The sequence below is a fragment of the Streptomyces sp. adm13(2018) genome (genome assembly GCF_008042145.1).
Taxonomy (GTDB): domain Bacteria; phylum Actinomycetota; class Actinomycetes; order Streptomycetales; family Streptomycetaceae; genus Streptomyces.
Genome location: NZ_RDBH01000090.1, coordinates 5059 through 16231 on the forward strand (window position 1 = coordinate 5059; position 11173 = coordinate 16231).

The window sequence follows — 11173 nt, forward strand, 5'->3', positions numbered from 1 at the left end:
CCGGTCCCGCCCTCGGGAACCCGCTGGGTCTCGCCGCCTGGACCCGCGACACCGTGGCCGAGGTGACCCTGCACGACCTGGCCGAGGCCGACCCGCCGACCCCGCCGTCCCCGGCACCGTCCCGGTCCTCCCGGTCGTCCCGGTCGTCCCGGTCCTCCCGGTCCCAGCGGGTCAGGCGGCGCGTCCGCGCGTCGAAGTGGAGGATCCGTACCGGGGTGACGAAGTCCGTGTACGCGAACCACGCCTCGTGGCCGCCCGGCGAGGTCGAGAAGTCTCCGACGGCGCCGGTGCCGGGGAGCGGCACGGTGGCGAGCAGCCGGCCCTCGGCCAGGTCGTGCAGGGTCACCTCGGCCACGGTGTCGCGGGTCCAGGCGGCGAGACCCAGCGGGTTCCCGAGGGCGGGACCGGAGAGCACCGCCAGATGGGTCAGCACCGCGTCCGGGCGCTCGGCGACGACCTCCTCCCAGGCGTCAGGGCCGCGTTCGAGCGCGTCCGGCCGGCACGCGACGACCCGGCCGCGTTCCGCGCCGCGGTCGGTCCGGAGCCACATCCGGTCCGTAGGCCCGGCCCCGGGCACGGCGTGCAGCCGGGTGGCGGCCCCCCTGCCCTCCTGGACGGGCCGGAGCAGCGGCCGGTCGGGCGGCGCGGCGGACAGGTCGGCCAGGTGGACGTCGGTCCCCCGACCGGTGCCGAGGGTGGCGGTGATGCCGAGCCAGCGCCCGTCCGCCGTCACGGAGACGCTGTAGAACTCGGTGCGGTCCCGTCCCTCGCCGAAGACCACGGCGTCCGCCTCCGGGGACGTGCCGAGCCGGTGCAGGCAGACCCGGCGGTGGTAGCGCTCCTCGCCGGGGTGCAGCCGGGGGTCGAGCCGCCGTACGTAGTAGAACGCGCGGCCGCCGGGCAGCCAGCCGACCGACGACTTCCGCACCCGGTCCAGCGGCCCGTCCACGACCTCCCCGGTGGCCACGTCGATCACCCGCAGCAGGGAGTCCTCCGTGCCGTCCCGGGACACCTGATAGGCCAGCAGGTCGCCCTCCGCAGAGGGCTCCCAGGCGTCGAGCACGGTACGGCCGGTCGGGTCGAGGGCGCCGGGATCGAGCAGCACCCGCCCGGCGGAGGCCGGGGGAAGGGCGGTCACCGAGCCGGGACCTTCGGGCGCACCGGGCTCCGCCCCCGTCCCGTCCGCCCCCGCCGCCGTCTCGGCCACCATGAGCACCGGATGCTCCTGGCCCGCCTCCTGCCGCAGCCAGAAGACCCTGCCGCCGCGGACCTCGGGCGTCCGGAYCCGGACGCCGGCGCCGAGCGCGGCCACCTCCGCCTCCCACCGCTCACGTCCGGGCCAGGCCGCCCGTTCCACCGCGTACAGGGCATCCTGCTCGGCGCTCCAGCGGCGCGTCGCGGCGGTGTCGGCCTCCTCCAGCCACCGGTACGGGTCGGGGACACGCACCCCGTGGAGCTCCTCGACGACGTCCTGCCGCTCCGCCTGCGGGTACGGGTGCCGTGTCGGTCGGGCGTCGGTGGTCACTCCGGTCTCCCTCGCTCGTCGTCGTGCGGACGGTGGCCGCGCGGACCGGCCGCGGCCGTGGCGTCGACCGTGAGCGCGCCGACCCCGTCCGGTGCCGTGTCCGCGGTGTCCGCCGCGTCCTTCGCCTCCCCGGCGGTGACCGGCGCCTCTCCCGCGCCGCCGCCGGGGGACTCCCCGGCGTCCTTCTCTGCCGACCCCGTCCCCGGCAGCGCGAGCCAGGCGAAGACGCCCGACAGGACGACGACCAGCCCGGACACCGCGAAGATCGTGTCGATGGGGCCGAACCGGACCCCGGCGACCGAGCCCGCGACGTCCGTCAGCACCGAACCGGCCAGCCAGCCGGCCAGGACGGCGGCCAGCATCGACGCCAGCTTCGTCACCGGGTAGAACACGGCCATGACCCGCCCCCGGAGGTCCGGGGGCGCCGCCGCGAGCAGCAGCGGTGCCATCGCGGTGTTGAGGACGGTCAGCGGGACCGTGAAGACGAACAGCAGCGCGATGCCGCCCAGGAAGGTGGTCTGCCGGGAGTAGGCGATCAGCAGCACGCCGCTCACCAGCAGGCTGATCCAGGTGCTCCGGCGGGCCCCGAGCCACTGCACGACCCGGCCCCCGCTCAGCGCGCCTGTGATGCCGCCGATGCCCATCGCCATGCCGATGTACCCGTAGAGATGGGCGTCGGCGTTCAGGTTGTCGGTGGTGAAGAAGACGTTCAGGGTGCTGAGCGCCCCGAGCCCGAACTGCCCGATGACCGCGAGCAGGAGGAGCACGACCAGGAACCGGCTGCGGGCGAAGAAGCGCACGCCGTCGGCGAACTCGCCGCGCAGACTGGGCCGGCGCCGCACCGGCGCCGTGCCGGTCGCGGCGGACCCGGTCGCGGGGCTCGCGCGGTCCGGTGCGACGGCCGGGGCGGGTACCTCGATGGACCGGATCGCGACGTACGACACGGCGTACGACACCGCGTTGAAGAGGAGCGCCCACTGGATGCCCGCGGCGAACAGCAGCGGCGCGGCGATCGGCGGGCCGATGATCCAGGCGGTCTCGCCGGTGGCCTGCCCGATTCCGGCGGCGCGGGCGCGGTCGGCGTCCCCCTTCACCAGGTCCGCGAGGATCGCGAAGCGCGCCGGCGAGAAGAACTGGCCGGAGGCGTGCAGCAGGAGCACCGTCACGTAGACGAGGCCGAGCCACACGCCCACCGGGAGCGCGTCGGTCGGCAGCAGGGAGACGAGGGTCAGGACCACCACGAGCGCCCCGCGCACCACCTCGGTGCGCAGGAGCGTGGCCAGCTTGTCCCAGCGGTCGACGAACACGCCCGCGAGCGGGCCGATGCCGAGGACGGCGACGCTGGACGCCATGAGCACGCCGCTGACCGCGAGCGGCGCCCACTCCTCGTCCTTCGCGAGGACCGTCGCCACCCACAGGACCAGCGTGGTGCTGAAGACGGCGTCGCCGACGGAGGAGACGGCCTGGCCGAACCAGAGGCGCGTGTAGTCGCGGTTGATCAGGGTGAGGCGCGGCGTCATGGGAGCCTCCTGGGCGACGTGACGATGGACGCCATGAGGGCCGTCACCAGGGTCGTGTGGTACGCGCTCCGGAAGAACTCGCCCGCCGGGGCGCCCGGCGCCGCCGCGAGCGCGGCCGATCTCCCGGGCAGCGCCCCGTCGGGTCGCTGGGCGCGCGCGAGGGACTCCACGGCCGCGGTTCCGGCGGGGGTGCGCAGGGGGTCCTCCCCGAGGACGAACTGGGTGAGGACGAGTTCGGCCGCCAGGTCCCAGAGGTCCTCGGCGACGCAGTGGCGCAGCATCGCGTGCGTCAGGGAGCGGGCGTGGGCGAGGTCGGTGCCGGAGAGCCCGGGGTCGGCGCGGCCGAAGTCGCCGAGGTAGAAGGCGGTGTGCGTGAGGGCGTACGCCTGCGGGACGGTGAGCGGCGCCGCCGGGACCCCGGGGGACGGGGGCGCGGCGGCCCGGAAGGCGAGGAGCGGGCTGCGCGGGAGCAGTGCGGCGTACGGCTCGATGCCGTGCCGGACCCCGGCCATGTCGGCGTAGTACCGGACTTCGACGCGCAGGTACGGCGACTTCCCCTCCGGCAGGAGGAAGGCGGGGTCGAGCTCCGCGAGCGCCTGCCGGCAGGGGGTGGTGTCGATGCCGTCGGGGGCGAGCGCGGCGTAGACCAGCCGGTACGTGGAGGCGTACGCCGGGCTGTCCTCGAACAGCCGGGGGAAGTCCGGGTCCTGCCAGAGCTTGCGGACGAGCGCGGTCGCCGGGGCCAGCGGGTCCGGGACGCCGTCGGGCCGCGCCGCGCGGTGGCAGAGCAGGCCCAGTTCCAGCGCCGCCTTGGCCCTCGCGTGGTGCGCCGACGGGACGGTGGCCGGGAACGGGTCGAAGTGGTCGAGGTTCCCGACCAGCCAGTCCAGCGCGCCGGCGGAGAGCTGCTCCAGTACTGAGGGCGGCATGGCTACAGGCGCCCCGTCTCGTGCAGGTGGTCCAGCAGGGCCGTGTCGACCGTGTCGCGGAACCGGGCGAGGGTACGGGCGTCCTCGTCGTAGCTGTAGAGGTCCTGGCAGGCGATCCACCGGTCGCGGGTCTCCTCGCCGGGCCGGTAGCCGTCGGTGACCGTGCCGACCTCCCAGTCGGGTTTGCCGGCGGTCTCCCAGCAGCTGGCCAGGGTCCCGTCCGCGCTCACCACCGCGCCGTAGCGTCCGTCGGCGTGGCCGCAGGTGACGCAGGTCTTCCGGCCGCCGGGGCGGTTCACGGCGAAGCCGAGTTCGAGGGCCCTGCGCTGCCAGCGGGTGAAGGCCGCGGAGAGTTCGCCGTTGTGCAGGAGGCTGTTCGCGTAGCCCACGCCGACGTCGCCGATCCGGGCGAAGTACAGCGTGCAGCGCGCCGGGTCGAGCGCGGCGCCCAGCCGGTCGATCAGCGCGTCGACGCCGTGGAAGGTCTCCTGGGAGACGTTGACCCGCAGGGTCCAGCGCAGCGGGGTGGCCTCGGAGGCCTTCACGATGTTGCGGACGATCTTGTCGAAGGTGCCGCTGCCGTCCGCCCGGCCGACCCTGATCCGGTCGTGGTCGTCGCGGTCGCCGTCGAAGGTGACCTGGACGGAGGTCAGGCCGCGGTCGTGGAGCCGGCGGGCCAGGGACGGGGTGAGGAGCGTGGCGTTGGAGATCATCCAGGCCGAGGTGGGGGCGAGGTCCGCGGCCCGCTCCAGGAGTTCGAGGCAGCCGCGCGGGTTGAGCAGGGGCTCGCCGCCGAAGAGCAGGATCCGGAGCTTCTCCAGACCTGCCTCGGCCATCCGCTGCCCGGTGAACCCCAGGATCGAGGTGATCGTCTCCGAGGTGAGCCGGGTCCGGGCGATCCGGGGCGGCCGGCTCCCGCCCATCAGGTCCTGGGAGGTGTTCTGGAAGCAGTAGCCGCAGCCGAGGTTGCAGTGGGTGCTGGTGAGGACGGTCAGGGCGTAGGAGCGGACCGCGACCGGGGTGAACAATCCGCTCGCGCGAAGCCGTTGCTCGGCCTCGGGGCGCAGGCCGCCGTCGGCGGTGACGTGCCGGTCGGCGAGCCGGGCGACACCGCCCGGGCCGAGGAACCACCAGGTGCGGTCGCCCCGCAGGAGGCGCGCTCCGGAGGCGGCGAGGTCGGTGCAGGCCGCGGGGGCGGGGTCCGCCGCCCGCGCCGGGGCCGTCGACTGGTCGATGCTCACCGCGTCACCTCCCGTACCGCCGTCGCCGTCGTGGCGCCCGCGCCTGCCGGACCTCCCGCGTCGTCGCCCGCCGGGCGGCGGAGGGCGTCGGCGGGCCTGCCGCTCCCGACGATCAGGGTCGTGAGCGCGGTGACGAGGGTCGCCTGGTACGACTTCCGGAAGTACTGCACGGGCGTCGCGTCCGCCGGGGCGCGCCGGACGACGGACTTCCCGGGGATCGCCCCGTCCGGCGCCTGCACCTCGGCGAGCATGCGGATGCCGGCCGCCCCCGAGGGCGTACCGAGGGGGTCCGAGCCGAGGCAGTACTGCGCGAGGACGAGCTTGCCGACGAGGTCCCACTCGCCGAGGCCCAGGCAGTGGTGGGTGAGCCGCTCCACGACGTGGAGGGCCTGCTCGCGGGCCTCGTCGCCGAGGCCCGCGTCCCGCAGGCCGAAGTCGGTGAGGTAGAAGACGGTGTGGGTGACCACACAGGCGTCCAGGTCGGCCACGGGAAGGGTGCCGGCCCGGGCCGTCAGGCTGGCCGCGTACAGCTCCGCGTAGGAGGCGAACGTGTGCTCCGCGCCCGCGAGATCGGCGTGGAACCGGGCCTCCAGGTGCAGGTACGGGGCCTTCCGCCCCGGTGCGAGGTAGCCGTCCCGCGCCAGCCGGGCCAGGACGGCGCGCGGGGCGTCGGTGGCGGTCCCGGCGGGGACGAGCGCCGCGTACATCAGCTCGAACTGCCGGGCGTACCGGGCGTCGAGGGTGAGTAGCCGCGGGAAGTCCGGCCGCTGGAAGGCCCGTTCGACGATCGCGGTGGTCTCGTGCAGGGCGGTCTCGTCCGGCGCGGACTCGTGCCAGTAGCGGCGGAGCAGCGCGAGCTGCAGGAGCGCCTTGACGCGCGGGGTCACCGGCAGCTCCGCGTGGCCGGCGGGGGAGTCCAGGTACCCCGCGTGCCGCGCTATCCAGTGCCGCGCACCCATGGACAGACTCGCCACGGCCTCATCGAGGCCGACTGATCGCGTACTCATGGTTCTCCTTCGGGATCGCGGATGCCTGAGCCACCCGCTCGACGATGTCGGCCGCGCGGGCCGCGCCGTCCGCCGCGGCCAGCCTGTCGCCGAGCGCTCGGGCTCGGGTCCGCAGTCCTTCGTCGCGCGCCGCCGCCTCCAGCAGCGCCGACAGGTCCGCGGACGGGGTCTTCGGGTCGCGCACGGCCACGCCGGCCCGTACGCAGGCGCCGGTGAGCAGCGGCTGTTCGGAGCCGTTGGGCGAGAGCACGAGAGGGCGGCCCCGCAGGAGGGCCGACAGGACCGGCGCCGACGTGCCGTTGGCCAGCACCAGGTCGGCCGCGTCAACGAGCGGCCCCATCCACGGCTTCCGTACGAGCAGGATGTCGGCGTCCGGAGCGGGCGCGGGGTCGGTCGACCGTCCCTGCTCGACCACCGCCCGGAACGGGCCGCCGGTGAAGGCCTCGTTGAGCCGCGGCCACAGGGTCCGGCCGCCGAAGAAGCGGCCGAGGTGCACGTAGACGACGGGCCGGTCGCCGGTCCGCGCCAGGTGCTCCTCGACGGCCTCCCGTTCGCCGGGTCCGGGCGCCGGCTCCCAGGACAGCGGCCCCACGTGGTGGACCCGGTCGGGCAGTTCGGCCCCCGGGTACTCCAGTTCCGGAGTGCCGCGGAGCAGCAGCGCGTCACCGGGGAGCGGATCGTCCCCCCAGCGGGAGGACCGTCCGGACAGGCCGGTCTCCTCCCGCACGGCGGCGTGGAGCTCCCGGCTGTCCCGGGTCCGGCTCTCCCGGGTCCTGCCGAGGGACGGCTCCCCGTCGCCGCCGCTCCGGTAGTCCCACAGATGGACGGAGAGCCCGACCACGACCACCGGGATGTCCAGGGTCTCGGCGGCGAGCAGGGCGCCGTTGCACAGCACCGAGGTCACGAGGGCGTCGGCCCGTACGGCGCGGGCCGCGCGCAGGACCGCCCGGTACTGGGCGGCGCCGGTACGGCCCCACCAGGTGGCGGAGAACGCCCGGTGGCCGCCGAAGTCCTCGGCCGTCGCGCAGGGCAGTCCCGCCTCGGCCACGAGGGGCCCGGCGGAGGATCTGGCGAGCACGCCGACGTCATGGCCGCGGCCGCGCAGCTCGCGGCCGGCCGCGAGCGCCGGGTAGAGGTAGCCGCCGTCGCTGAGCGGGCAGAGCAGGATGTTCACGACGTGCGCGCTCCCTCGGGATCGGGCGGGCGAGTGGCCGCGGGCCCCCCGGTCCCCGGCGTGATCCGCCGGGACCGGGTGGCCCGCGAGGTACTCAGGACGAGACGAGTCGCGTCAGGAGATGTCGCTGGAGTTGTTGATGATGCAGCCGGCCTCGTCCTCCTCGGCCTCCCCGTGCGCCACGACCTCGATGTCCTCGTCCTCGACCGGCTTCGGGTTCGTGTTCTCGGGCATGTTCGTCCTCCTCGTTTGGCGGCGTCGCTGCGCCGGCTGGGAAAAACGTACGAACGGCGGGTATGGGAACGCCTGGTCGGCGGTTCGACGCCGGTAAACGCCGACGACGCGGGCCCGGTACGGCCCCGCCGACCGCGCCCGAGCCCCCGCACCCGGACGTCCGGAGCCCGTCCGGGGCCGGTCCGCGCCCGCCCGGCCTGGGACTTAACCGATCGCCAGGCGTTCGTGAACCGGAAGCCTGCCGCCCGGGGCCACGATCCGGGCAGGTTCCGCGCGCGCCACGAGTGCGGCGGTCCCACGGGCCGTACGCCGGCCGCCGGCGGGCCCGGAGCACGTGCCCGCGCACCGGTCCGGTGCGCACCCACGGAAGAGGAGGCGGACATGGACCTGGCGGAGCTCATCGGCCTGCGGCCGGTGCCCTGCGGCGGTCTCATGGTCGCGCTCACCCGCCGCTGCCCCCTGAGCTGCGCCCACTGCTCCACGAACTCCGCCATGACGGCCTCCGAGGAACCGGACCGACGGCAACTCCTCGACTTCATCGGTTCGTTCGAAGACGACGACCGTCCCGAGGTCGTCATGCTGACCGGTGGGGAACCGCTGCTGCTGCCCGGACTGGCCGCCCGCGCGGCCGGCCTCGCCCAAGCCAAGGGATCCCGGGTGGCGCTGCTCAGCGGCATGTTCTTCGCCCGCGGGGGCCGGATCCCCGCACGGATCATGCGGACGATCACCGTCCTCGACCACTTCTCGGCGAGCCTGGACGTCCACCACGAGCGCGAGGTCCCCCGCGCCGACGTCCTGCGGGCCCTCCGCGCCGTCCTCGACGCCGGGGTCCCCGCCAGCATCCACCTCACCGGCGGCGGCACCGGAGCCGACGGCGGGGACCCGTACCTGGCGGAGGTCGTCGCCGACGTGCGCCGCACCTTCGGCTCCTCGATGCCCCTGCTGGTCAACGAGGTGCGGCCGCTCGGCCGCGCCGCCGGCCTCGTCCGGCCGACCCCGCGCGGCCCCGACGACGGCCTGGCGGCCCCCTGCACCCTCGCGGCCTGGCCGGTGGTCGCCTTCGACGGGACGGTGGCCGCCTGCTGCAACCAGTGGACCGTCGACCGGCGCCCGGTCCCCCCGCACCTGCGCCTCGGACACATCGCCGAGGACGACTGGCCGACCGTCCGCGCACGCTCCCTCGGCTCCCCGGTCCTCCGGATGCTGCGCGCGGTCGGCCCGCGGCGGCTGCACGCCCGCTACGAGACCGCGCCGGCCCCGGACGGCTACTGCCGCAGCTGCCACGCCCTCGCCGACCGGCCCGCCGTCCTGGCGGGCGCGGCCCGCGACGCCGGCGGCCGGGTCGGCGAACTCCTCGACCGGCTCACCACCCAGGAGCAGCGTGCGGCGGGCCCCGCCGCACTCGTACGGCGCATGGGCTGCGCGCGCTACGCGCACCTGGTCGAGACCCCGTCCGGAGAGGAGCCCGCGCCCGTGGACGCGGCCCCGCTCACCGAAGCGCCGCCCACCGCAGAGGAGAGAAGCCCCCGATGAACGCCCTCGCCACCGCCGCCCTCGCCACTCCCGGCCCGGACACCGTCACCCCCGACGCGACCGCCGCCGGTGTCACCGCAGAAGCCACCCCCCGTTCCGCCACCTCGGCGACCGGCACCACCCCCGTACCGGCGTCCCTCGCCCTGCGGACCAAGCTCGCCCCCACCGCGCCCGTCCTCAGGGCCGCSRCCGCGGCCCTGTGGCGACCGGACGGCCTGCGCCCGCGGTACGTGCGCTATCTGGCCGCCATGCATCCGCTCGTACGCGCCTCGGTGCCGCTCCTCCTGCGTGCCGCCGAACGGTGCGCCGAGTGCCCCGACGACCCGGCCGCGCGGCTCCTGGCCGCGTACTTCCTCCGCCACGCCGAGGAGGAACGCGACCACGACGCCTGGCTGCTCGACGACCTGGCCGCCGCCGGCGCGGGCCCGGCCGCCGTCCCGCACCCGATCGCCGTGGAACTCGCCGGGGCGCAGTACTACCGGATCGAGCACGAGCACCCCGTCGCCCTCCTCGGCTACGTCGCGGTCCTGGAGGGCCACGCCCCCGGCCCCCGGCTCGCCGACCACCTCGCCGGGGCCACCGGACTGCCCGACGCCGCGTTCCGCACCCTCCGGGAGCACGCCGCACTCGACGGCGGGCACCTCGACGACCTGTACCGGGTGCTCGACGCGCTCGCGCCCGCCCCGGCCCGGCAGACCGCCGTCGCCGTCAGCGCCCTGCACACCGCGAACCTGCTCACCCGCCTGTTCCTCTCCCTCGCCGAGCACCCCGGAGGCCACCGATGACCCACGACGCCACCCCGCACGGCACCGAGCCCACCCTGGAGGCGCTGGAGGCCGCGGGCTTCGACGTGCACGCCCTGAGCGACGAGCAGCAGGACGTGATCAGGGCGCTGACACCGGAGGAACTCGCCCTGCTCGTCGACATCAGGGGACGTCTGGACGCCGCGGCCCCCGAGGTGCAGGCCCACGCGGACGTGGCGGGCGGCGCCCTGTTCTGACACCGGTGCCCGGCCGCCCGCTCCCCGGGCTGCACCCCACCGCACCGCCGAACCCGCCGAGCCCCGTCCCCCGGAGGAACCCATGACCTGCGCCTCGTGCCGGAGCGCCCTGCCGCCCGGAGCCCGGTTCTGCCCGTCCTGCGGCAGCCCGTGCGCTCCCGGACCGGTCACCGCCCGGCCCACCGGCCGCAAGGTCGTCACCGTCCTCTTCTGCGACCTGGTCGGCTCCACCGCGCTCTCGGGGGCCCTCGACGCGGAGACCCTGCGATCGGTCACGCTCCGCTGGTTCGACCTGATGCGGCTGCGGATCGAGGAACAGGGCGGCACGGTCGAGAAGTTCATCGGGGACGCGGTGATGGCGGTGTTCGGCGTGCCCACGGTCCGCGAGGACGACGCACGGAGGGCGGCCTCCGCGGCCCTGGCCATGCGGGAGTCCCTCACCGGGTTCAACGCGCGCCTGGAAGAGGCCGTGGGCGTACGGCTCGACATGCGCGTCGGCATCAACACCGGGCAGGCCGTCACGGGTTCGGCCACCCAGCGGCAGGCGATGGTCTCCGGCGAGGTGGTGAACGTCGCCGCGCGCCTGGAGCAGAACGCGGCGGCCGGGGAGATCCTCATCGGCCCCGACACCCTGGCGGCCGTCGGACCCGGCATCCGCACGGCGGAGACCGGCCCGCTGCTCCTCAAGGGCAAGAGCGACCGGGTGGCCGCCCACCGTCTCCTCGCCCTGGACGACGAGGACGGCCCCGAGGCCCTGCGCCGCTTCGACGTCGGCTTCGTCGGGCGCGAGCCCGAACTGGCCCTGATGGCACAGGTGCTGGGCCGGGTGGCGAGCAGGAGGAGCGTCGACCGCCTCGTGGTGGTCGGAGAGGCGCGTACGAGCGGATGCATGGCGGCCAGATAGCGCACGTACCGCGGGCGCAGGCCGTCCGGTCGCCACAGGGCCGCGGTGGCGGCCCTGAGGACGGGCGCGGTGGGGGCGAGCTTGGTCCGCAGGGCGAGGGACGCCG

General features: G+C 75.5%; 8 protein-coding genes and 2 pseudogenes. 4 read left to right on the plus strand and 6 right to left on the minus strand.

Features of this window, described 5'->3' with window-relative positions; translation table 11 throughout:
* From EAO70_RS08200 to EAO70_RS08225, 6 genes and pseudogenes are all read right to left on the minus strand, one after another.
* A pseudogene (locus EAO70_RS08200) lies at window positions 1-1525 on the minus strand (hypothetical protein); the annotation flags it as partial.
* Entirely contained in the window at window positions 1522-3045 is a 1524-nt protein-coding gene (locus EAO70_RS08205) for an MFS transporter (RefSeq protein ID WP_148002349.1), read from the minus strand. The pseudogene EAO70_RS08200 and the gene EAO70_RS08205, both read right to left, overlap by 4 nt.
* Window positions 3042-3974, minus strand: coding sequence for a DUF6895 family protein (locus EAO70_RS08210; protein ID WP_148002350.1), 933 nt, complete (start codon window positions 3972-3974; stop codon window positions 3042-3044). The genes EAO70_RS08205 and EAO70_RS08210 overlap by 4 nt, the downstream gene beginning before the upstream one ends.
* 2 nt (window positions 3975-3976) lie before the next feature.
* A complete protein-coding gene (locus tag EAO70_RS08215) occupies window positions 3977-5215 on the minus strand; it encodes a radical SAM protein (RefSeq protein WP_261992749.1) in 1239 nt (412 codons plus the stop codon).
* The gene (locus EAO70_RS08220; RefSeq protein ID WP_261992750.1) at window positions 5212-6222 is read right to left on the minus strand and encodes a DUF6895 family protein; all 1011 of its coding nucleotides are present in this window, start codon (window positions 6220-6222) and stop codon (window positions 5212-5214) included. Before EAO70_RS08220 ends, EAO70_RS08215 begins: the two co-directional genes overlap by 4 nt.
* On the minus strand, window positions 6194-7396 hold the full coding sequence (locus tag EAO70_RS08225; protein WP_148002351.1) for a glycosyltransferase: 1203 nt from the start codon (window positions 7394-7396) through the stop codon (window positions 6194-6196). Before EAO70_RS08225 ends, EAO70_RS08220 begins: the two co-directional genes overlap by 29 nt.
* A gap of 615 nt (window positions 7397-8011) precedes the next feature.
* Here EAO70_RS08225 and EAO70_RS08230 point away from each other — a divergent pair.
* The 4 genes and pseudogenes from EAO70_RS08230 to EAO70_RS08245 all read left to right on the plus strand — a co-directional run.
* Complete coding sequence (locus EAO70_RS08230) at window positions 8012-9163, plus strand: radical SAM protein (RefSeq protein ID WP_148002352.1); 1152 nt, start codon at window positions 8012-8014, stop codon at window positions 9161-9163.
* Window positions 9160-9948: an iron-containing redox enzyme family protein gene (locus tag EAO70_RS08235; RefSeq protein ID WP_222723451.1), complete on the plus strand. Its 789-nt coding sequence runs from the start codon at window positions 9160-9162 to the stop codon at window positions 9946-9948. Before EAO70_RS08230 ends, EAO70_RS08235 begins: the two co-directional genes overlap by 4 nt.
* Entirely contained in the window at window positions 9945-10163 is a 219-nt protein-coding gene (locus EAO70_RS08240) for an aroma-sacti cluster domain-containing protein (protein WP_148002353.1), read from the plus strand. Before EAO70_RS08235 ends, EAO70_RS08240 begins: the two co-directional genes overlap by 4 nt.
* Before the next feature lie 82 nt (window positions 10164-10245).
* Window positions 10246-11043 (plus strand): annotated as a pseudogene (locus EAO70_RS08245) (adenylate/guanylate cyclase domain-containing protein); the annotation flags it as partial.
* Between the last annotated feature and the right edge of the window lie 130 nt (window positions 11044-11173).